Raw genomic sequence first — 21,592 nt, 5'->3', positions numbered from 1 at the left:
CAAAAAAAGCGCGTGCGCCCCTTTTTCTCGCGATCAGGTCGGCGATCGACTGGACGGCCGCAGCGGACATAGCACGCTGGGCAAGTCAAGCCGCACGCCGCGTGAACTACCGTGAGATTTCACTCAGCGGGGTCAGCGGTCGGCGCAGGTGTGCCAGGGTCTGGGCTCATGCGGATAGCTGAGCTGGCCACGTGGATCTGCGCGGGCCTGGCGATCGTGGCCGTCGGGCTCGCCGGCTGGCAGCTATGGCTGGCCCGCCTCGCGGCCCGCCAAGCAATAGAACGAGCGGAAACTCTCCGCCGCTTGGCGGACGCCGCCGAAAGCCACGCCGCGAAGGCTGCAGGGGCGGCCCGAACCGCACAGGCACAGGCCGAACGCGCTTGGGAACAGGTCAAGCTGGCCAGCGACCAGCTCGACGAGGCGCGGCAGGAGCGCCGAGCCACCACGCAGACGGAACAGTGGGAATGGGCGTACTCGGTGACTACGGCTGCCAGAGAGCTCGTCGACACCAGCCAGGAGCTGATCCGCAGCGCCCTGGACCCCCACGTGGCCCCGCACCACCGCGTTGCCGCCGAACGGTACTACCGGCAAACCGCCCGGCGTTGGCAGGAAACGATGATCAAGGCGGTCGCACGCACATCACCACCCCTGGAAGTGCAGCAGCAGTTCGTCACGTTCGTCGACGTGCACCAACGCCTGCACGGCCACCTCGGCGTGCTCCTGCGCGCCGTCGAAACGAACACGCTCTCCGACGGCGACGCGCTGACCAAGCAGATCTTGGGTCTGCGCCACGAGATCAACAACTCGCACCGGAACCTGCGGCGGACCATCAGCGCGAGCCTGACCGCCCCGGACGCCCCAACCCAGCAGATCACCGCCTGACCACCGCCACACCGTGGCCCTGTCAGACCGGTCGCGACGGGGCGGCGATCCGAGCTCGTAGCCCTATTCTCGGTGCACGCGGGGGGCGTCAAATCGCCGGTGAAGCCGCGGAAACCTATACTCCGAACCAATCGAGAAGGACCGCCGTCCGGCGGCGAGGCCGATGAGGGGTCGGCATGCGCACTTCCAGATCGATCCACCGCAGCGCCCTCACCGGAATCATCGGCGCACTGGCGCTGACGATGACCGCCTGCGCTCAACCAGCACATCCTCCGGCGCAGTCCGCCATCGACTACCACCAATGGCACTCCGCCGATGATTTCCAGTCGGGCACCGCCGAGGGCGTGCGCAGTGGCGGAACGGGCATCCAGATCGACGAACCCATCGGCACCGCCGCACATCCCGCACCCGATGGGCGGGCGCGCGACTACGACTACGCGCGGTGGACGTCGCCGCTGCAGGCGACGGGGTTCGGGGCGACCCAGTTGGTCGCCTCGTGGAACGCGGCGACACCGCCCGGCACCTGGCTGCGTCTCGAAATGCGGGGGCGGACCAACACCGGCGCTCGAACCCGCTGGTACGCCATGGGCGAATGGGCGTCAGGCGATGCCGACATCCACCGCACGAGCGTCGCCGGGCAAGCCGATATCCACGGAACCGTCAACGTGGACACCTTCGCCACGAGTCCCGGAACGACGCTGTCCGGCTATCAGCTCCGCGCCACCCTCTACCGCGCCGTTGGCACACCGGCGTCGCCCTCGCTGTCGATGCTGGGCGCGATGACCTCGAGGATCCCGGACCGGTTCGGAGTTCCCACCTCCGGTCCCGGCGGGGCATGGGGCATCGAACTCCCAGTACCGCGATACTCCCAGAACGTCCACAGCGGACACTTCCCGCAGTACGGCGGCGGCGGTGAGGCCTGGTGCAGCCCCACATCGACGGAAATGGTCGTCGAGTACTGGGGAAAACGGCCACCCGAGCAGGACCTGGCCTGGATCGGTCCACAACACCCGGATCCCGCCGTCGATCACGCTGCCCGCCAGACGTTCGACTACGCCTACGACGGCACCGGGAACTGGTCGTTCAACGCCGCCTACGCCGCCACCCACGGCTTGGAAGCGCACATCACCCGCCTGAACTCGCTGGCCGACGCGGAACGCTACATCCGCAGCGGAATCCCCTTGATCACATCGCAGTCGTTCGCCGCCAACGAACTCAACGGCGCGGGATACGACACCGACGGCCACCTCATGGTCATCGTCGGCTTCACCACGAACGGGGACGTCATCGCCAACGATCCGGCTTCGTCCGACGACGCGGCCGTGCGCAACATCTACCCTCGCGCCCAGTTCGAGAACGTCTGGCTGCGCACGAAGCGCCGGGACGCCACCGGAGCGGTGGTCGACGCTTCCGGTGGCATCGCATACATCATCACGCCGCCCCGATTCCGTTCCTAATTCGGCGATCTTCCCACGGGGAATGCGGGCGGTCGTGCGTGCTCTCGCACGGACGGATGTCCGTGGGGTCGGCAATTGGCACCCCCTCGTCCGGCGCATCGTCGTGCACCGCGCAAACGGGTGCGGTCAGGTGTTGCTGGGGAAGCCGAGGTCGTCACCACGTGGCGGTCGTCCAGGACCTCGTCGAGCACGCCGAGCACCTCGGCCTGTCCCGGCCGTTCGTCCCCGGCCGCGCTGCGAGTGGTCTGCTCGATCACCTGCGCCCAGCGCTGCGCACCCGCGCGGTACTCCTGCACGTAGTCCTCGGACACGCGATGCCCGGCCAGCACCTCGGTCAGCTGTTCCAGTGTCGCGCGCGCATCGCCGATCACCGGGGTCGCCGCCTGCTTGTGGGCGTCTAGCGAGGTGATGTTGACGTTGACGAACCGGACGTCCGGGTTGGCGAACAGGGTCCGGGAGGCGGTGGTGAAGTCCGAGTAGCGGGTGCCGACCCCAATGATCAGGTCCGCAGCGCGGGCGACGTCGTCGGAGACCGCAGTGCCGGTGTGCCTGATGGACCCCGGCTCACAGGGGTGGTCGAAGCGCAGCGAGCCACGGCCCGCCTGCGTTTCGGACACCGGTATCCCGGTGCTCTCGGCGAAAGCCCGCAGTGCTTCTTCCGCACGGCTGTGGTGCACCCCGCCGCCGGCGATGACCAACGGACGCTTCGCCGCCCGGATCCAGCTCGTGGTGCGCACCGGCGTCGAGTTCAAGCACCCGCAGCGACGAGTAGCCCCGGCCAGGCCGCCGCTGTTCATCGAGCCGATGACGACCTTGTTCTCCAGAGCTCCCAGCAGCAGGAGGTCCTCGAGGATGTCGGCCGTGCCCAGCACGCCGTCGACGCCCGGCCGCTGCAGGGCAGCGCAAAGCCGCTCCAGCAGGTCGGCGCGGTTGGCCATCGCCAACGGGTTGGCACCGGCGCCCAGCGCGCCAAGAACTTGTCAGTACATACTTACCTAAACATGTACGGTGTTCTTGATACCGTATGGGGGTGACCTCGACGCGCCGCCGATCCCCGGAGTCCTCGTGGGATCCAGCCACCCAGATCTCCGTGGACCACCGCAGCCCGGTACCGCTGTACTACCAGGTGGCCAGCCAGATCGAAGAGGCGATCGACTCCGGCGCACTGCCCGTGGGCGCGCGACTGGACAACGAGATCGAGCTCGCCGCCCGGCTCGGCCTGTCCCGCCCGACGATCCGCCAGGCGATCGGCTCCCTGGCCGACAAGGGACTGGTGGTGCGCAAGCGCGGCGCGGGCACCCAGGTGGTGTTCAACCGGGTCAAGCGGTCGCTGGAGCTGAGCAGCCTCTTCGACGACCTCGCCCGGATCGACCAGAAACCCACCACGAAGATCCTCACCAACGAGGTGATCACGCCCTCCCCCGAGATCGCGCACATCCTCGGGATCTCCGAGCAGGACAAAGTGCTGCACCTGGAACGGGTCCGCTACGCCCGCGGCGAGCCGATCGCCCGGATGCAGAACTACCTGCCCGCAGGCCTGATAGAGCCGGAGGACGACCTGCTCGAAGAGCGCGGGCTCTACCAGTTGCTGCGCGCCTCCGGGGTGCACCTGCACGCCGCCCACCAGACGATCGGCGCACGCGTGGTCGCCGAGGCCGACGCCGAACTGCTCGACGAACCCGTGGGCGCACCGCTGCTCACGATGGAACGCACCACCTACGACCAAGCGGGCAAGGTCGTCGAATACGGCTCGCACGTCTACCGCGCCTCGTGCTACTCCTTCGACCTCTCCCTGCGCGGCAACTCCTGAGCCCGTCTGGCGAACTCATCTTGCGTGCGACGCGGGTAGTGCTGCTCCGTACGTAAATATGTCAGGACTTTTTCTTGACAGGGTTGTCGCGGCGGTGAAAACTACCGGCTACCGAACGGTGACGGATTCCTCGCCACGCCCATCGGCCGACGATCGGGCCGAGCACGTGAGCAGAGCCCGCTCGGACAACACCCTCTTCCCCACCTGAACACCCGGCCTGTTCGGCACCGCCGCTCGCCGGGGGAAGGGCATCGATGAGCAACGGCAGCGCCGCCGGCAACCGCCTGCGAGTTGGTTCAGCACCGGACTCCTGGGGCGTCTGGTTCCCGGAGGACGACAAGCAGACCCGTGGCACCGCTTCCTCGACGAGGTGTCCAAAGCCGGCTATGAGTGGATCGAACTCGGCCCCTACGGATACCTGCCCGCCGACCCGGGGCAACTGCGCGACGAGCTCGGCATCCGCAACCTGACCCTGTCGGCCGGCACCTGCTTCACCGGTTTCCACCGCGGTGACGTGTGGGCAGAGACCTGGGAGCACGTCAAGCAGGTCGCGGAGCTGACCAGCGCGCTCGGCGCGAAGCACATCGTCGTCATCCCGGACATGTGGCGCGACCCGGCTACCGGCGAGCAACTGGAGCAGCGCTCATTGGGCGCCGAGGTGTGGACGGCGCTGGGCAAGGGCACGGACCGGCTGGCCAAGGCGCTGCACGAGGAGTACGGCGTGCAGCTGCAGTTCCACCCGCACGCCGACAGCCACGTCGACACCCAGGAGCACGTCGGGCGATTCCTGGAGATCACCGACCCCGACCTGGTCACGCTCTGCCTGGACACCGGGCACATCGCCTACTGCGGCGGCGACAACCTGGCGTTGATCGAGAAGCACCCCAGCCGCATCGGCTACCTGCACCTCAAGCAGGTCGACCCGGCCGGTGGCGCCCGGCCCAATCGCCACCCAGATGACCGCCGGACACGCTTACGACACAAGCGAAATCCCGGCAGGTCGTCTGGGCACCCTCGCGGTGTGGCAGGGCCTGACACTCCACGACCGAACCAGGGCATCATGGTTCGCCCGCCGGGCCCCGCTGGGTGGGGATGAGGTCCCGGAGGTATTCGCGGTGTTGGGTGGGTAGTGCCCTGCCACCTGGTCGTGGTGTTCGTTTGGGGTCCACTGTGGACGGTGGGATGAACACCGGTCGCCGGTCCCGTATCTCGGTTTCCCATCGCTGGTTGTGCAGGGTCCGGTGATGATGACCGCAGACCCATCACCATGTTGCCCAGCTCGGTGCTTCCACCATCGACCCAGTGGGCGATGTGATGTGCTTCCGGGGTTCCCGGCGGCCGGTCGCACCCCGGAAACGCACACACCCCGTCCCGCTGCAGCAACGCCGCCCGCAGATGCGTCGGCGCGGTCCGCTTCGCCCGACCCACCTCCAGCGGGAGCCCGTCCCCGCCGAGAACCACCGGCAACACCTCGGCATCGCAGGCGATCCGTCGAGCATTCTCGGCGGTGATAGCCCGTTCGGTGTTAAGGGTCCCGGGCATACCAGTCTCGGCGGCGACGAACCCGAGCCCTCGCTTGAGGTCCTCGAAGTCGATGGAGATGGTGATGTGCGGCCGCTGTCCACCCGAACGCGGAACCCCGTCATGATCCAGCGCCAGGTCCAGGATGGCGGCGAAGCCGTCGGCGTTGCGCTGCCCCACCGTGCGCGGATCCTTCTCCCCCTCCACCTCCGGCCGCGGTGCGGCCAGCGGTTGCATCAGCGCGGCGAACTTCGCCCCGGCCTCGCGGTCGAGGCGGGCTTTGATGACCGTCATCCCATCCCGGGCAACCGTGTAGTGCAGCTCCCGCGACTCATGCTGGTCTTCCTCGTCGTCGTAGGCACCGTCCTGATCCAGCAGATAGCGGATGCGCTCGGCAAGCTTCTCCAGCTCACGAGGCGTCATCATCCGCGCATACCCGGCCAGGGTTGATTCGACCTCACCGACCTGATGACAGCGGGCATACTCCGGCAGGCGGCGGACCCCGTCCACGATCACCCGCGCATGCTCCAACCCGATCGCACCCTCTGCCAAAGCCGCAGCAGTCTCAGGCAGGTCGGCGGGCATGACCTCGCCATACAAGCTCTGCCGGTCCTCAACATTGCGGGCGACCTTGACGCGGGTTTTCGCATCACGCGCATCGATGTTGAGCAACCCCTGCAACCACACCTGCGCCGACCGGAACCCCAACTCGGCATACCCACCACGGTGGTCGGCTTCGGCGATGCACTGCAACTGCTCCATCATCAACACCCGCATCGCCTCCTCCAGTTCACGGATACGGGCGGCGAGTTCGGCATCCGTGCACGACACCGCCGACCGGGCACTGGTGGTGCCGACGGCCGGATCCTGGATGTTCAACAGCGGTGTCATACCAAATATTCTCCCGCATTAGAACACCAGTTCGCACGCCTTTTATGGTCACTTGATCAGGTGAAACACCCGACCCCGAAACCCAAAAACCCAAGCCGCGGAAACGAAAACACCGGAAACCACGACACAGCACCGAAAACCAGGGCACGTCGAAGGCGCCACCCAACCACCACCACACCACCAGCACGAGCGTCGTGAGCGGTTTCAGGCGCTATAGCCCCGAAAATCACGCACGGACCACCTCGGAACGCAGCGATCACCACCACCCACACCCCCTAGGCGAATGGCCGACCGAGACGAATCCCGCACCCGCCAGCGAAAAGCGACTACCAGTCAAACCCGGCTACGGCCCACCCAAAACCAAACCCCCAAAGGCCCCGACCCCGGCAAAAAGCCCAACCAAGAAAGCGAAACCCACGGCCAGTCCCCCGCCCCCTTTGCCGGCGCCGTTGTCGCCGACGACGGCCAGCACCTCGCCGGGGACGACCTCGAAGTCGGCGCCGTCGACGGCGGTCACCCAGCCGTAGCACTTGACCAGCCCGCGGGCGCAAAGCGTGGGCACCATCAGCTCTTCCTCCTCGCCACACGGTCCACCACGACCGCGGCGATCACCAGGGCCCCGGTGGCGACGTCCTGGTAGAGCGTCGACGCCGAGCTGCGTCAGCCCGGATCGCAGGACCGCGACGATCAGCGCTCCCATCAGCGTCCCGAGCACCGATCCCCGGCCGCCGAACAAGCTCGTGCCGCCGAGCACCACCACAGTGATCAAGTCGAGGTTGCCCAGCTGGTAGGCGTTCGGGTCGGCGTTGGGCACCCGGCCGAGCGCCTGCCAGGCCGAAGATCACCCCGGCCACGACGTACACCGACAGCAGCGAGCGGTCGACCTTGATGCCGGAGGGCCGGGCCGATTCCGGCGCGTTGCCGACGGCGTAGACGTGCTTGCCCCAGGCGGTTCGGGTCAGCGCATACCAGACCAGCAGGTACAGCAGCAGCGCCAGCGTCATGCCGTACGGGAGGATCACGGCGGTGGGCCTGGTCGGCGTCCGGGTGCACCGTGGTGAGATCGATGTGGGACAGGTGCGCGAGGCGGCTGTCGTCGTAGCCCACGATGGACAGGTCGCGCGGCATCTCCACCCCGGCCCGCCTCAGCACGTGCATCAGGCCCATCGCGCAGCGGTCGTTCCCGGCGAGCAACGCGGTGGGCAGCCGGTCCTCGTCGAGCAACGCCCGTCCGGCCACCATGCCGGCGTCTTCGTTGTGCGCACCGGCGATCACCCTGATCTGGTCCTGGAGTCCCCGGCGCCGCATGGCATTCCGGTAACCGCGACGCCGGCCTGCGGAGCCGGGATCCGTGCCGCCGTCGACGAGCGCGATGCTGGCGCGTCATATTCCTGCCCGGCACGCTCGGCTGCACCTTCGCCCCGACCACCGCGATCATGGTCGCCTCCCGGTTCGTGCTGCGTCTGGCGGTCGGCGGCGCCTCGGTCACGGTGCCCACCTACCTGGCGGAGATCTCACCGGCGGAACGGCGCGGACGGCTGGTCACGCAGAACGAGCTGATGATCGTCTCCGGGCAGCTGCTCGCGTTCACCTTCAACGCCGGGATCGCCGCCGCGCTCGGCGACAGCACGCACGTGTGGCGCTGGATGCTCGTGGTGACAACGCTGCCAGCGGTGGTGCTGTGGTTCGGGATGCTGGTGATGCCGGATGCGCACCAAGTAAACCCAACCGGCCGTGCAAGGGAGTTGATGATGGCTGTTCGCGTAGCGGTCACGGATTCCGCAGAAGGCGACGTCGCACTGCGCACCGCCGCCGCCGAGGCCGCCCTGCGCGGCACCGGCCTGCTGGTGAGATCCGCGCCCGCTACGCGTGATCAGGAAGACCAGTCCCGTGCCCGTCGTGGTCGCACCCGCTGTTGCAGCGTGCTCCGCAAATGCACCGGCGGCCTCTCCCCCTGAAGCGGGACACCTCCTGGCCCGATCCAGACCCTCGTCCTACCTGGTCCGAGCTCACGGAAACATCCGCGCGCGCACTACTCAGGCCAAATGCGAGGGCAGCATGAGTAGTTCACCCCGTACCTGGCTCCGGTGCCGGACGTCACAGTGGATAGCACGACCGAAGCAGTTCGACCCACCAGACATCCGCCGACGAAATCGGGGTGTGACCATGTCCCAGCTCACCCAGCGCTCCCACACCGCATCACTGGCTTCCTGCCTCCTAGACGAACTTGATCGTCGCGCCAAACTCGCCGAGCTCTGCATGAACCACGCGCTCGAACAGCAGTGCTGGGACCTCGTGCCGCGGCACCACCGCGAACTGCTCGTCGTCCGAGCGGAAATCCGTCGGCGCCTGGACGCCCTCGAGGACTTCCCCGGCCACGTCGGATCGCGCCTGGACGAGTGGACAGACGATACGGTCGGCTCCGGTTGAGTCCCGACAGATCAGACAGGGCGCTCGCCCCTTCGCGGCACCTGCGCCGCGAAGAAGTCATCGTGGTCCGTCGCCGCCGAACCACGGGGTATCGCACGCACGGTTCGAAAGGTCGGTGTAGAACGCCGCGATGGGCGCGAAAACCGCTCCGTGCGACACCGCGAGCGCGATGGCCAAGGCCAGGGCCAGCGCGATGAGCGCTGGGGACTTGGTCGGAGGCGAATCCGTTGCGAAGAAAACCAGTTGCCCGAATGGCACGCCGCACCCTAGCCTCCTCGGTACACAGGAAGGGAGGTGGTCCAACGTTGAATACCAACAGGACTTGTGAGGTGGCTGTCCGCTAGGACCGCCCACGGTACTCCAGCCGACCCGTGTCGTCATGATCCTGCGGGATTCGGCGCGGGCATGCGGTCGGCGAATACCAGGCAGCTACCCGACCCCGGAGCCCCGAACTGCGTCCGGTTCGGCCTGTACGGACAAACCGGCAGGAATCGGCTCCGGGGTTGCTGCTTCTTCGGTCGGGGTTTGCCATTCGCGAAGACCCGGTCGAGCTCAGGACCCGGTCGGCGCAGCAGGCCAGTCGGCGCTTGCGTTAGCGATCAGCGGATGGTGTCAGAGGCATGCGGCACGCTGTTCCCAGGCGCCCGCGGCGCTCAGGTCGCCCAGAACTCCGGCGGGGGCAGGCTCGCCGCCAGCTCAGCGGCGTGGCCGACGGTTGGCTCGATGCCCGCCTCGCCGAGGGCGTCCAGCGCGGCCCCCGCCACTGGGGGCAGCGCCGCTCGGTGCGGTACCGCCTCCGGAAGGCGTTCTCGCAGGGCCGTCAGCAGCGCGGCGGCCACCTGGGAGACCTCGGCCGTCGGCACCGAGCCGGACAGCACGACGCTCACCTTGCCCTCGGCCAGGCCGGATCGCAGGGCCGCCACCTGCGCGTACATCGCGAGGCGCCGGCCCTGCTCGGTGACGATTGCCTGCGCCACCGCGTCGCCGGCGGCCGCCACCGCCAGCACCGTGCGCGCCACGCGCGGCCGGTCCGATGGAGCTATGGTCGACGTCCGGCTGGTGACGGACCGGTTGAGCTCGGCGACGTCCGTTCGCCCGTAGAACTCCAGCAGTGCCGGGGTCAGGCACAGCCTGCCATCCGGCCCGCGCGAGGCGCTGGAGAAGGAGTGCGGCATCCGCATCGTCCGCAGCTCCTACTCGGTGCGCGCGCCAGGGGCCGCCGTCACCCACCTGCTCGACATCGACGCCGCCGCGCCGGTGCTGATCGGCGACGAGACGGCATACACGGCCGACGACACGACGGTGCTCCTGGGCGAGATGACCTACCGCAGCGACGCGTACCGCTTCCAGGCTGACTTGTTCCGGCCAGCCTGAGAACCTGATTCTCAACCCGGGGACTGCTGACGCTGGAGGCAGTGGCTGTACTGGAAGGTGGCGACGGCCTGGCCAAAGTTTGGAAGACCGTGCTGGCCCGCTTCGTCCACAACGACCGGCTCGTCGACGCCCTGCACCAGCGGGCCTTCTGCGCCCTCCGGGCCTCACCCGGCCTGCGGGTGAATGGCCACCGCCTGCGCGATCGCGGGCCTGTTCGCGTTCGTCCCGGCGCATAGGGAGAATTCCGCTGATGATGCCGAGCTCGACGAAGAAGCGGACGCCGAGGAGACGACCCAGTTGCAAGTAGCCGCGATCGACCCTGCCAGCCCCAGCATCAGCGGGGTCGGCTTAGCACCCTTCCGCGGTTGGCGCGTCGCGCCCGAGCGCCTGCGTGATCTGGCCGGGCGCTACGCCACGCCCTGGGATCAACATGCCGGCGCCTGGGACGGGTCGGCTGAGGAAGCAGCGAGCGTCCTGCGGTCATGGCAGCGAAGCGGCGCGCTGGTGCGCGAGCCCGCCCGTGCTGTGTACGCCTACGAACAGACCGGCCCGCGCGGGTCCCAGCGCGGGCTGCTCGCTGCCGTCCACCTGGACAGCCGCCTGTTGCCGCACGAGGACGTCATACCCAGTCGCGCCAACGGTATTGGCCGGGTCCTTGAGGTCGGTCGGCTGAACCTCGAGCCCTTGCTGCTGGGCTACTCGGGCGGTGGGCGCACCGCAGCACACCTCGATGCAGCGACCCGGCGCACGCCGGCGTCGGAAGTCCTCGCCTCGGACGGACAACGGCACCGGTTATGGCGCATCACCGACCAAGCGGCGCACGCTGACATCACGACCGAGCTCAGCCGCATCCCGGCCTTCCTCGCCGACGGGCACCATCGTTGGGTCGCGGCCCGGCAGCTCCGCCGCTACCTCCACGCCGAAGGTCGCGGCACGGGCCCGTGGGACTACATCTCCGGTTTGCTCGTCGACGTCCAGCGCAGCCCGATGGCGCTTTCCCCGGTCCACCGCGTCCTGCCGCACGTCAATCCGACAGCAGCCCTGAACTCCGCGGCGACCCGATTCCGGGTAGCCAGGTTGCGGGGCGGCCTCACCGAATGGTTGCGCGTGCTCCGGCAGAACGCCCAGCACGCAATCGCCTTCGTTGTGGTGACCGGGCACGAGGCGTTCCTGCTGATCGACCCGCACCAGGCATTCGTGGCCGAAGAACTGCGCCGGGTTCCAGCGGCACTTCGCCGGATGCAGCTCACCGTCCTGCACGCAGCTGTGATCGAAACGCTTTGGCGCGTACCGGACTCGCCCGAGGACATCCACTACGAGGCCAGCCCCACCAAGGCCGCGCGCCAGGTCCAGGAGTTCGGTGGCATCGCCGTGCTGGTCGCGCCACCACGGCAGGCGGATCTCCAGAACGCCGCCGGGGCGGGCTTGAGGCTGCCGCGCAAGTCGACCTCGTTCGGCCCCAAGCCGCACCCCGGTCTCGTCCTCCGCCTCCTCGACGAAGACTGACTCCCCAGCAGGCGAGGAAGTCAGCGATCGGTGCTGGACCGGCAACTGACGACTGCCGCCGACGGCGCGCAGCAGGCCCGCTCAGTCGTGGCCGGCCTTGAACCGAGCGCGGTCGTGGTCCGCGTCCGCGTCGTTGTGCAGGTCGTCGCCCAGCTCGACGCGGACCCAGTGCAGCTTGCCGGTGAACGCGTTGTCCCCCACCGGGTAGTCGTCGGTGACCGGTGTGGCACGGTCGACGCCGATGTCGAAGGTCTCGTCGAAAGCGAAGTAGTACGGGATCGTTTTCGGGACCACGACCTCGCCGACCTGTTCACCGTCAACGTGCAGCGCCACGTCACCGCCCCTGCCGACGTCGCCGCCGTGGTACGAGAACTCCATCCGGATCTCGTGGCGCCCGCCCGCCAGCGGAACACGTGCCCATGCCGCGTGCACCTTCAAGCCGAAGTAGTTGTAGGCGTAGCAGAGCCGCCCCTCGTGGAAGTACACCGACCAGCCGCCGAAACGGCCGCCTTGCGCGATGATCACCCCCGCCGCAGCGCTGTCGCCGGTCTCGACCTGGGCTGTCACGCTGTGCGAGCGGTTCTTGACGTTGGGCGCGGTTTCCTCCGTCAGCCGCTTCGCTCCCGCGTGGAACGTGATCGATCGGCGATCTCCCATGAGGTCGAGCCGTCCGGCCTCCATCGGGTTCTCCCGCTCGGTCATCCGGTCGTCGAGCGGGAACACGTTATACCTGCTCGCCTCGATGAGGAACAGGTGCTTGAGCTCGTTCAGCTTGCCGGGATGCTCGGCGGAGATGTCGCGCGCCTGCGTCCAGTCCACAGTGGTGTCGTAGAGCTCCCACACGTCGTCGTCGAACGAGCGGCGCTGGTCGCCTTGCACCATCTCCCACGGCGTGCCGTGGCGGGTCACCGCCATCCAGCCGTCGCGGTAGATGCCCCGGTTGCCGACCATCTCGAAGTACTGCAGCCGATGCCGGTCCGGCGCTTCGGCGGCGTTGAAGCTGTAGAGCATGCTGGTGCCCTCGATCCGCTGCTGGGCGACACCGTCCATCTCGACCGGGTGCGGGATGCCTGCGGCTTCGAGCACGGTGGGCACGACGTCGATCACGTGGTGGAACTGGTGGCGCAGCCCGCCCCGCTCGGCGATCCCGCGCGGCCAGTGCACCACCATGCCGTCCCGCGTGCCCCCGAAGTGCGAGGCGACCTGCTTGGTCCACTGGTAGGGGGTGTTCATCGCCAACGCCCAACCCACCGGGTAGTGGGCATGGGTCGTGGCATCGCCCAACGCGTCCGCGTTTTCGACGATGAATTCGGCGGTGTCGGGTATGCCGCTGGCGAAACGGTGCTCGTTTAGTGTGCCGCCGAGTCCTCCTTCGGCGGACGCCCCGTTGTCACCGAGGATGTAGATGAACAGCGTGTTGTCCAGCGCGTCGAGCTCCTCCAACGCATCCACGAAACGCCCCACCTGGTCATCGGTGTGTTCGGCGAAACCCGCGTAGAGCTCCATGAGCGACGCGGCGGCCCGCTGCTCCGTCGCCGACAGCTCGTCCCAATGCGGCACGCCTTCCGCCCACGGCGCCAGCTCGGCGTCCTCGGGCACCACGCCGAGTTCTTTCTGGCGCCGCAGGGTGATTTCTCGCTGCCGGTCCCAGCCGTGATCGAACTCGCCCTCGTACTTGTCCCGGTACGCGCGGGGGACGTGGTAGGGCGCGTGCGTGGCGCCGAACGGCAGGTAGACGAAGAACGGGTGGTCCGGCTTCAGCGACCGCTGGTCCCGCACCCAGTCGATCGCCTGATCGACCAGATCCTCCGACAGGTGGTAGCCGTCCTCCGGGCGGCGCGACGGCTCGACGGGAGTCGTCCCGTCGAACAGCAGCGGGTACCAGTGGTTCATCTCGGCGCACAGGAACCCGTAGAACTTCTCGAAACCCTCCCCCGTGGGCCACCGGTCGAACGGCCCGGCCGCGCTCACGTCGCGGGCCGGGGTCTGGTGCCACTTGCCGAACGCCGCGGTGTTGTAGCCATTCCCCCGCAGCACCTGCGCCAGAGTGGCGGCACTGCGGGGCCGGATTCCGCTGTATCCCGGTGCGGCGCTGGCCATCTCGGTGGTGACCCCCATGCCCACCGAATGGTGGTTGCGCCCGGTCAGCAGCGCCTGCCGAGTCGGCGAGCAGATCGCGGTGACGTGGAAGCGGCTGTAGCGCAACCCGCCGTCGGCGAGCCGTTCGGCGGTCGGCATCCGGCATGGCCCGCCGAACGCGCTGGGAGCGCCGAAACCCATGTCGTCGATGAGCACGACCACCACGTTCGGCGCTGTTTCCGGAGGTCGCACCGGCTGAACTGGTTCGAACTGAGGCTCCTGATCGCGCACGTCCACGGACGTGGCCGGGGTGCCAACCGCATCTGGAATCGGCAAACGCTCGCGGGAAACGACCGCGTCGCTCATTCAGACCTCCTGGACAACATCCGAGTCCTGCCCGAGTTGTGAAACGGCAGCATTCAGCGGAACGGGTTAGGGTGTAGGCCTTGATCATCTTTCCTCAACCCAGACACGTGTGCAAAAAATCGCCTCGCCCGTGTACATTCGTGACGCTTCGTGATCGCTTCGTGGGTGGAGATCGCATCCGTGTTCTGGCGGTACAAGGTGAACGTCCGTGCGGCGTTGCGGCTGGCACGCGGCTGGAGCCAACGCGACGCGGCGGATCAATGGAATTACCGGTGGCCTGCGGACCCGAAGAGGTGCCCAGCCAAGCGCGGACTCCCTCAACGGGAAGGCAACAGACATCAGCATATAAGACGTCGAACGTCTACGACAATTGTTAGCCCGTGACCACAGCAACCAACGTCGTGCCCTGCGAAAACTTTCCCGTCTCTACCAATGAAAAGATTCCGTACATCATCTTTGCGACGTATATCCAGTCAAGGCGCAACTTGTGTCCGTGTTCGAAAGAATCAATAAAATCATCCAGCTCACGGGTACGGCGAGCATAGCCGCCCATGTGAAACTCGCATTCTATCGACCAATTACCCGTGTCTTCACCAAAGGCTCGCCTTTGGAGGCTGGCGATGTCATTGCGTAAGAAATCACCTCCCTTTAGCGCCGAGAAACCCAGCGCATGCTGTCCCGGTTTGAGCCCCAGGAGATCGTCAAAGTCGGTTTGTGCTGGTAGCGGCTGCGATGATCGGAATGATTCGGGTTCGGTCAGCGGCGATACGTTCCAGAGTTCGGGTGATCTGGGTGATTCCGGCCAGGCGTAATAGCCCGAGGGCGAGGTTGCGGAGGGTGGCCATGACCTGGGCTCCTGTTCCGGTGTAGGCGTGTTGGTGGTCTTCGCGGTAGACGACGTCTCGAACCCAGTGAATCTTGTTCTCTATGCCCCAATGTTGGCGGACGAACCGGGCGATCAGGTCGGCGCCGGCTTGTTCGGCGGTCAGGCTGGTGATGCCGTGCACGACCTCCTTGGTCAGGTGGTTACCCGCGTGGTCGAAGGTGTCGCGGCGGATACGAAACACTTGTGCGGCACCGGGAAAGTCAACATCGTTGGCCGGTGCGACCCAGATCTGGCGGCGCACGATCTTGCCTGTGCTGCGGTCGGTTTCGGCGTGATGCGCGGTGCCCGGCGCGGCCGGCGGGAGCACTGAGGCGATCTGGGTGAGCAGGGTGGGCTGGTTGCCTTTCACCGTGAGTGCGTAGTGGCCGCCCCGGTCCTGGGTCAGGTACGCGGCGGTGGTGTGCTGGGCGTGCGCGGCGTCCCCGGTGACGACCACACCGGTCAGATCGATGTCCTTGAGCAGCGCGGCCACCTGGGTGATCTCGTTGGTGCCCTCAGGAACCCGCAACTGAGCAATGACGACGGCTTCTCGGTGCAGCATCGCCGAGAACAGCTTCACCTCGCTGCCTTCCGGATCGCCGGGCGCCACCGTGTTCCGCAGGGTCTTGCCATCCATGGCCACACCGACCAGTCCCTCTGGTCCGTGGTCATCACCCCCGGCCACATCGACGCCACGGGCCAGGGCCGCAGCCGCAGCTTGCTCCCGCAGCCACCGGCACACCTGCTCATCGGCGGCGTCAGCATCGATATCGTGCGCCACCCGACGAATCGTCGATTCGCTGGGCGCGACATAACGCCCGGTCAACAGGTGCCGACGGCAGCCGGCCAACACCAACAACTCCTGCGGCAGGTCCGCGGCACGATCCCCCGCTTCCCGGAAGTTACCGGCCCCGGCCAGCGCTGCGAACACCGTTACCGCCAGCACTGAACCAACCCGGTGACGAACCCCGCGCGGCTTGCGCGGGTCAGGCACCCGACTCAGCATCTCGACCAACCCGCCCACCGCGGCAACACCGACGTCCATGCCGATCTCCACGGACGCACCGAACCCGCCAGCAATCGGCGAGCACGAATCCTGGACATGCGACACTGACACCGGTGGCCTCCTGTTAGGACGATGATCAAGGTGTGGTAACCCGCATCATCGCAGGCAGAAGGCCACCACCCACATCCAGACACACCACGCGTCACCACGCACTCAGGACTTCACACCAAGATCACAAACTTTGACGTTCCCCTGGTTTGAGCCCTGCCGCTATCCCCGCTAATGTCCCACCTGTTCCGCACGCACAACATATTACATCAAATTTGATTCCTATCTCTTGCGGCAGTTCCTTACAGCCCGTCAGTGCGAGCTCATTGCTGCCCCCTTCCGGTATCAAGTAGAATTCACCGAACGTATCGCGAAGCTCATTGAGCACTTCTGACGAAGTCTTGTTGCGGTAGCTGGCACGATCTAGATACGAGAGGCGCATTCCCATGCTGACGGCATAATCCAGTGAAGGATTGAGCGGAAGATGTTCTTCGCCTCGAATGATCCCGATAGTGCGGAAATCAAAATAGTGCCCAACCGCTGCGGTGGCACGGATGTGATTCGAATAGGCTCCGCCGAAGGTAAGCAAGCTCGTCGCGTTCTGCTCTTTGGCGGCCGCAATATTGTACTTTAGTTTACGCCATTTGTTGCCAGGGATATCAGGGTGAATAAGATCGTCACGTTTGATGTACAGGCGAATGCCGCACCGTTCCAACGCCTCGTCTCGCAACTCAACGAGAGGCGACGGAACCCGCACGGCGAAGTCGTTGATCCCTGCCACGGAGCGAGCATACCCGCGAGGTATCGGCGAGATAGGCGGAAGAGGCTGGAAGCATCCTGACGGTGAACAGCGAGACAGCAGCAGCACCGAATTACCAGCAGCCCCAGAAGTTGCCTACAGACCACAGCAGCAGAAAGCGGGAGAAGCCAGGCAGACACCAGCACAGCGACGGACCTGCAGGAGCCAGCCGGCACCAGCGAACCGACCCACCAACGAACCGCAGCAACCCGGAACGATCGAACGTCACCGACGGCCACGCGGCATGATCATCGCAGCCGAAGCGGCGCCAATGAAGCGATCACGAAACGTCACGAATGTGCACGGGCGAGGCGATTTTTTGCGCACGTGTCCGGGTTGAGGAAAGAAGATCAAGGTCTACGCCCTAGCCCGCATTCAGCGGAACTGGAGAACGGAAATTCCGAAATGGCGAGACCCCGCCCTCGGATAAGTCACCGGACGGGGTCTCGCCAGCCCTCACGGCTGATTGCGCGCGGCCCGCTCGGTGCGGGCCGACCTGCACGTCGGGATCAGACGAGGTCGAACCGGTCGAGGTTCATCACCTTGTCCCACGCCGCGACGAAGTCGCGCACGAACTTCTCCTTCGCGTCGTCGCTCGCATAAACCTCGGCGAGCGCCCGCAGCTCCGAGTTCGAGCCGAAGACGAGGTCGGCGCGGCTGCCGGTCCACTTGACCTCGCCCGAGGCTTCGCGAGCCTCGAAGGTCTGCGCGTCCTCCGACGTCGACTTCCACTTGGTGCCCAGGTCGAGCAGGTTCACGAAGAAGTCGTTGGTCAGCTTCCCCGGGGTGTCGGTGAGGACACCGAGCTCCGAGGAATCGTAGTTCGCGCCGAGGACCCGCAGACCACCGACGAGGACGGTCGTCTCCGGCGCGCTCAACGTGAGCAGGTTCGCCTTGTCCAGCAGCAGGTACTCGGCCGGGAGCCGGCTGCCCTTGCCCAGGTAGTTGCGGAACCCGTCCGCGGCGGGCTCCAGCGCGGCGAAGGAGTCCGTGTCGGTCTGCTCCGACGAGGCGTCGACTCGGCCCGGCGTGAACGGCACCTCGACCTCGTGGCCGGCGGCCTTGGCGGCCTGCTCGACGGCCGCGCACCCACCGAGCACGATCAGGTCGGCCAGCGAGACCTTCTTGCCCCCGGCCTGGGCGGCGTTGAACGACTCCTGGATGCCCTCCAGGGTGCTCAGCACCCTGGTCAGCTGGTCAGGGTTGTTGACTTCCCAACCCTTCTGAGGCTCCAGGCGGATCCGCGCGCCGTTGGCGCCACCGCGCTTGTCGCTGCCGCGGAACGTCGAGGCCGACGCCCACGCCGCGGAGACCAGCTGCGAGACGTCCAGACCCGAGTCGAGAATCTTGGCCTTCAGGTCGGCGATGTCCTCGGCACCGACGGGCTCGTCGACGACCGCCGGGAGCGGGTCCTGCCACAGCAGGGTCTCCTCCGGCACCTCCGGGCCGAGGTAGAGCGACTTCGGCCCCAGGTCGCGGTGAGTCAGCTTGAACCACGCCCGGGCGAAGGCGTCCGCGAACTCGTCGGGGTTCTCCATGAACCGCCGCGCGATCGGCTCATAGATCGGGTCGTACCGGAGCGCGAGGTCGGTCGTCAGCATGTTCGGCGCGATCCGCTTCGACGAGTCGTGGGCGTGCGGCACCGTGCCTTCACCCGCACCGCCCTTCGGCTTCCACTGCTTCGCGCCGGCCGGGCTTTCGGTCAGCTCCCACTCGAAGCTGAAGAGGTTCCAGAGGAAGTTGGTGCTCCACCTCGTCGGCGTCGAGGTCCAGGTGACCTCGAGACCGCTGGTGATGGTGTCCGCTCCGCTGCCGGCGCCGAAGGCGTTCTTCCAGCCCAGGCCCTGCTCCTCCAGCGGGGCGGCCTCGGGGTCGGCCGCGAGGTTGCTGTCGGGCGCCGCGCCGTGGGTCTTACCGAAGGTGTGACCACCGGCGATCAGCGCGACCGTCTCCTCGTCGTTCATCGCCATGCGGCCGAACGTCTCGCGAATGTCGCGGGCCGCGGCGATCGGGTCCGGGTTGCCGTTCGGGCCCTCCGGGTTGACGTAGATGAGGCCCATCTGGACCGCCGCCAGCGGCTTTTCGAGGTCCCGGTCACCGGTGTAGCGCTCGTCGCCGAGCCACGTGGTCTCGGGGCCCCAGTACACGTCCTCGTCGGGCTCCCAGACGTCCTCGCGACCACCGGCGAAGCCGAAGGTCTTGAAGCCCATCGACTCCAGGGCGACGTTGCCGGCCAGGATCAGCAAGTCGGCCCACGAGATGTTCTGGCCGTACTTCTTCTTGACCGGCCATAGCAGGCGGCGGGCCTTGTCGAGGTTGACGTTGTCCGGCCAGCTGTTCAGGGGCGCGAAGCGCTGCTGACCGGCGCCGGCGCCACCGCGGCCGTCGCTGGTGCGGTACGTGCCCGCGCTGTGCCACGCCATCCGGATGATCAGCGGACCGTAGTGCCCGAAGTCGGCCGGCCACCAGTCCTGCGAGGTCGTCAGCACCTCTTCGATGTCCCGCTTGACGGCGGGCAGGTCGAGGGCCTTGAACGCCTCGGCGTAGTCGAACTCCTCGCCCAGCGGGTTGGCCACCGGCGGGTTTTTCGCGAGGATCTTCACGTTGAGCCGGTTCGGCCACCACTGGCGGTTTCCCCCGCCCTCGGTCGGGTGCGGGGCGCGTCCGTGCGCGACCGGGCACTGGCCTGCGCTCTCCTCCTGCGCCTCGTCAACAACGGCGTCAGTGCTGTCAGTCACGGGAATCCTTTCGGGCTCTCTTCAGCTGGTTTTTTCCGGAACTGGCTCGGCGGAACAGGCCGGGCACAGTCCCCAGTAGATGACCTCGGCCTCGTCGATCGTGAAGCCGTGGGCGTCGGAGGCAGCCAAGCAAGGTGCGGCGCCCACAGCGCAATCGACGTCGACGATGACGCCGCACGACCGGCATGCGAGGTGGTGGTGGTTGTCCCCGATCCGCGCCTCATAGCGGGCCAAGGACCCCATCGGCTGGATGCGACGCAGCAAACCCGCGGCGGTCAGCGCGCGCAGCACGTCGTAGACGGCCTGGTGGGACACCTTGGGAAGATCTTTGCGCACGGCACCGATGATCGATTCCGTGTCAGCGTGCGGGCGATCATGCACCGCAGACAGCACTGCCACCCGAGGACGGGTCACGCGCAGTGCAACCCCGCGCAGCATGCGCTCGAGGTCCGCAGTCGTTGGCACGCGCCGCAGTCTGGTCCATTTTCTTGAATTAATCAAGAGTGGAGCAGTGCTCATCCGCACGCACGTCCGAATCGTGACTCGGGAACCACGCCCGCCCCGGGTGCAGGATGCTGCGTTTCGGTCGCATTGTGGTGCGCAACGGTTCGCGTTCAACTGGGGGCTCGGCAAGCTCAAGGCCAACCGTGATCAGCGGAAAGCTGAAGCCTCATACGGCCTCGAACTGCTCACCCGCCTGGGACGCGCCGACGAGGCACGCACCGAACTGGAGCTCGCAGTGCGGCTGTGCGGCAACGAGCGCGAAAGGGCGGTGCTGGAGCGCAAGCTCGCCGACCTCGGCTGACCCGGGCCGGAGATGGCGATCGGCGCCAATCCACCACTGCCCGTCGCCCGCTGTTCATCCGTCGCTCTCCAGCGCCCGGTAGCGTGGCGGCACTTAGGGAGGTCAGGCGTGGAACTGCGGCATCTCGTCTCATTTCTAGCTATTGCCGAAGAACTGCACTTCGGCCGGGCCGCGGCGCGGCTGCACCTGGCTCAGCCTTCGCTGAGCCAGCACCTGCAGCGGCTCGAACGCTCGGTCGGGGTGGCGCTGGTAGCCCGGAACTCGCACGAGGTCCGGCTCACCCCCGCCGGGGTAACCTTCCGCGAGCTCGCACAGGACATTGTTGCCAGGGCGGAGCGGGCGGGGCAGGCCGCGCGTGCGGCCGCTGCCGGGCGGGCCGGCACAGTCCGGGTCGGGTACAACTTCCCCGCCGGGCAACGGATCCTGCCCGCCACGCTGAGCGCGTTGCACAGCCGCCACCCGGCGATCGACGTGACCATGTTCGAGATGCGGACCGGCCCGCAGCTGGCGGCTCTCGCCGACGGGCGGCTGGACGTCGCGATGGTGTACGGCAAGCCGACGGCGACCAGCCTCACCAGCCGCCTGCTGCTGCGCGTACCGCTGGTCGCCGTGGTCGGCCGGGAACACCGCTGGGCCGGTCTCGACCGGGTGCCTTTCGGCGAGCTCGCCGGGGAACCCTGCGTGCTGTTCAACCGGGCACAGTCGTCGGCCATGTACGACACGATCTTCTCCGCCGCCCGGACCAGCGGAATCCAGCTCACCGTCGCCGAAGAGGTCGACGACCCGGGTGCGACGGCCATCCTCGCCGCGGTCAAGCCGGTTGTCGGCTTCGCCTCGGCGCTGCGGGGCGGGCTCGCCGACGTCCGCTCTCCCGGCGCGCGCACCACCACCGTCCCGCTGGTCGACCCCGTACCCATCCTCGAGCTCCACGCCGTCTGGCCCACCGAGCACGGCCCGCTCGTGAACGCGTTCCTGGAATGCCTTCCCCCCGGTGCGCTGGAGTGAGGATTCACCT

19 protein-coding genes and 5 pseudogenes are annotated in these 21,592 nt (G+C 67.2%); 11 read left to right on the top strand and 13 right to left on the bottom strand.

What is annotated here, in order from left to right; translation table 11 throughout:
• Nucleotides 1-168: 168 nt before the first annotated feature.
• Complete coding sequence (locus tag DL519_RS02985; protein WP_190812778.1) at nt 169-882, top strand: hypothetical protein; 714 nt, start codon at nt 169-171, stop codon at nt 880-882.
• 176 nt (nt 883-1,058) lie between these two features.
• Complete coding sequence (locus tag DL519_RS02980) at nt 1,059-2,339, top strand: C39 family peptidase (RefSeq protein ID WP_190812777.1); 1,281 nt, start codon at nt 1,059-1,061, stop codon at nt 2,337-2,339.
• Here the strand turns inward: DL519_RS02980 and DL519_RS02975 are convergent.
• Together DL519_RS02975 and DL519_RS45500 are read right to left on the bottom strand one after the other, a co-directional pair.
• Nucleotides 2,336-3,136 (bottom strand): hypothetical protein, encoded by an 801-nt coding sequence (locus DL519_RS02975; protein ID WP_449619138.1) that lies wholly within the window; start codon nt 3,134-3,136, stop codon nt 2,336-2,338. The genes DL519_RS02980 and DL519_RS02975 overlap by 4 nt on opposite strands.
• Nucleotides 3,110-3,310 (bottom strand): annotated as a pseudogene (locus DL519_RS45500) (Cgl0159 family (beta/alpha)8-fold protein); the annotation flags it as partial. The pseudogene DL519_RS45500 and the gene DL519_RS02975, both read right to left, overlap by 27 nt.
• A gap of 59 nt (nt 3,311-3,369) precedes the next feature.
• Here DL519_RS45500 and DL519_RS02970 point away from each other — a divergent pair.
• Together DL519_RS02970 and DL519_RS45495 are read left to right on the top strand one after the other, a co-directional pair.
• Nucleotides 3,370-4,149: a GntR family transcriptional regulator gene (locus DL519_RS02970; RefSeq protein WP_223838385.1), complete on the top strand. Its 780-nt coding sequence runs from the start codon at nt 3,370-3,372 to the stop codon at nt 4,147-4,149.
• A gap of 370 nt (nt 4,150-4,519) precedes the next feature.
• Nucleotides 4,520-5,041, top strand: a pseudogene (locus tag DL519_RS45495) (sugar phosphate isomerase/epimerase family protein); the annotation flags it as partial.
• A gap of 5 nt (nt 5,042-5,046) precedes the next feature.
• Here the strand turns inward: DL519_RS45495 and DL519_RS02960 are convergent.
• From DL519_RS02960 to DL519_RS45480, 4 genes and pseudogenes are all read right to left on the bottom strand, one after another.
• Nucleotides 5,047-6,561 (bottom strand): HNH endonuclease signature motif containing protein, encoded by a 1,515-nt coding sequence (locus DL519_RS02960; protein WP_223838384.1) that lies wholly within the window; start codon nt 6,559-6,561, stop codon nt 5,047-5,049.
• 436 nt (nt 6,562-6,997) lie between these two features.
• Nucleotides 6,998-7,126, bottom strand: a pseudogene (locus tag DL519_RS45490) (sugar ABC transporter ATP-binding protein); the annotation flags it as partial.
• Nucleotides 7,126-7,577: pseudogene (locus DL519_RS45485) on the bottom strand (ABC transporter permease); the annotation flags it as partial. The pseudogenes DL519_RS45485 and DL519_RS45490, both read right to left, overlap by 1 nt.
• Nucleotides 7,578-7,605: 28 nt before the next feature.
• Nucleotides 7,606-7,935: pseudogene (locus DL519_RS45480) on the bottom strand (substrate-binding domain-containing protein); the annotation flags it as partial.
• Between the two features lie 62 nt (nt 7,936-7,997).
• Between DL519_RS45480 and DL519_RS49350 the strand changes: the two are divergent.
• Nucleotides 7,998-8,519: an MFS transporter gene (locus DL519_RS49350; RefSeq protein WP_397544923.1), complete on the top strand. Its 522-nt coding sequence runs from the start codon at nt 7,998-8,000 to the stop codon at nt 8,517-8,519.
• Nucleotides 8,520-8,727: 208 nt separating this feature from the next.
• Nucleotides 8,728-8,991, top strand: a complete 264-nt coding sequence (locus DL519_RS02940) for a hypothetical protein (protein ID WP_190812774.1) — start codon at nt 8,728-8,730, stop codon at nt 8,989-8,991.
• A 57-nt stretch (nt 8,992-9,048) separates the two neighbouring features.
• Here DL519_RS02940 and DL519_RS02935 read toward each other — a convergent pair whose 3' ends face one another.
• Nucleotides 9,049-9,249, bottom strand: coding sequence for a hypothetical protein (locus DL519_RS02935; protein WP_190812773.1), 201 nt, complete (start codon nt 9,247-9,249; stop codon nt 9,049-9,051).
• 395 nt (nt 9,250-9,644) lie between these two features.
• The gene (locus DL519_RS02930) at nt 9,645-10,172 is read right to left on the bottom strand and encodes a hypothetical protein (RefSeq protein ID WP_190812772.1); all 528 of its coding nucleotides are present in this window, start codon (nt 10,170-10,172) and stop codon (nt 9,645-9,647) included.
• A 19-nt stretch (nt 10,173-10,191) separates the two neighbouring features.
• On the opposite strand from DL519_RS02930, the gene DL519_RS02925 reads away from it, so the two are divergent.
• Genes DL519_RS02925 through DL519_RS02915 form a run of 3 tightly spaced genes read left to right on the top strand, consistent with a single transcriptional unit; the run spans nt 10,192 to nt 11,871 of the window.
• Nucleotides 10,192-10,365: a UTRA domain-containing protein gene (locus DL519_RS02925; RefSeq protein WP_263399561.1), complete on the top strand. Its 174-nt coding sequence runs from the start codon at nt 10,192-10,194 to the stop codon at nt 10,363-10,365.
• 41 nt (nt 10,366-10,406) lie between these two features.
• Nucleotides 10,407-10,601, top strand: coding sequence for a hypothetical protein (locus DL519_RS02920; protein ID WP_190824592.1), 195 nt, complete (start codon nt 10,407-10,409; stop codon nt 10,599-10,601).
• Nucleotides 10,549-11,871: a DUF1015 family protein gene (locus DL519_RS02915; RefSeq protein ID WP_190812771.1), complete on the top strand. Its 1,323-nt coding sequence runs from the start codon at nt 10,549-10,551 to the stop codon at nt 11,869-11,871. Before DL519_RS02920 ends, DL519_RS02915 begins: the two co-directional genes overlap by 53 nt.
• Before the next feature lie 81 nt (nt 11,872-11,952).
• Here DL519_RS02915 and DL519_RS02910 read toward each other — a convergent pair whose 3' ends face one another.
• The 5 genes from DL519_RS02910 to DL519_RS02890 form a co-directional block, all read right to left on the bottom strand.
• The gene (locus DL519_RS02910; protein ID WP_190812770.1) at nt 11,953-14,316 is read right to left on the bottom strand and encodes an arylsulfatase; all 2,364 of its coding nucleotides are present in this window, start codon (nt 14,314-14,316) and stop codon (nt 11,953-11,955) included.
• A gap of 701 nt (nt 14,317-15,017) precedes the next feature.
• Nucleotides 15,018-16,298 (bottom strand): ISAs1 family transposase, encoded by a 1,281-nt coding sequence (locus DL519_RS02905; protein ID WP_190812573.1) that lies wholly within the window; start codon nt 16,296-16,298, stop codon nt 15,018-15,020.
• Nucleotides 16,299-16,419: 121 nt separating this feature from the next.
• Nucleotides 16,420-17,016: a 1-aminocyclopropane-1-carboxylate deaminase/D-cysteine desulfhydrase gene (locus tag DL519_RS02900; RefSeq protein WP_190812769.1), complete on the bottom strand. Its 597-nt coding sequence runs from the start codon at nt 17,014-17,016 to the stop codon at nt 16,420-16,422.
• Between the two features lie 527 nt (nt 17,017-17,543).
• Nucleotides 17,544-19,772: a catalase/peroxidase HPI gene (gene katG / locus DL519_RS02895; protein ID WP_190812768.1), complete on the bottom strand. Its 2,229-nt coding sequence runs from the start codon at nt 19,770-19,772 to the stop codon at nt 17,544-17,546.
• 21 nt (nt 19,773-19,793) lie between these two features.
• Nucleotides 19,794-20,210 (bottom strand): Fur family transcriptional regulator, encoded by a 417-nt coding sequence (locus DL519_RS02890; RefSeq protein WP_449619137.1) that lies wholly within the window; start codon nt 20,208-20,210, stop codon nt 19,794-19,796.
• Nucleotides 20,211-20,310: 100 nt separating this feature from the next.
• Here DL519_RS02890 and DL519_RS02885 point away from each other — a divergent pair, with 100 nt between their 5' ends.
• Nucleotides 20,311-20,577: a hypothetical protein gene (locus tag DL519_RS02885; protein WP_190824591.1), complete on the top strand. Its 267-nt coding sequence runs from the start codon at nt 20,311-20,313 to the stop codon at nt 20,575-20,577.
• Nucleotides 20,578-20,685: 108 nt separating this feature from the next.
• Complete coding sequence (locus tag DL519_RS02880) at nt 20,686-21,582, top strand: LysR family transcriptional regulator (RefSeq protein ID WP_190812767.1); 897 nt, start codon at nt 20,686-20,688, stop codon at nt 21,580-21,582.
• Nucleotides 21,583-21,592 lie beyond the last annotated feature (10 nt).

The sequence above is a fragment of the Saccharopolyspora pogona genome, assembly GCF_014697215.1.
Taxonomy (GTDB): Bacteria; Actinomycetota; Actinomycetes; order Mycobacteriales; family Pseudonocardiaceae; genus Saccharopolyspora; species Saccharopolyspora hattusasensis.
The sequence above is the reverse complement of the archived record's forward strand: the minus strand, read 5'-3'. Positions and strand labels throughout refer to the sequence as shown.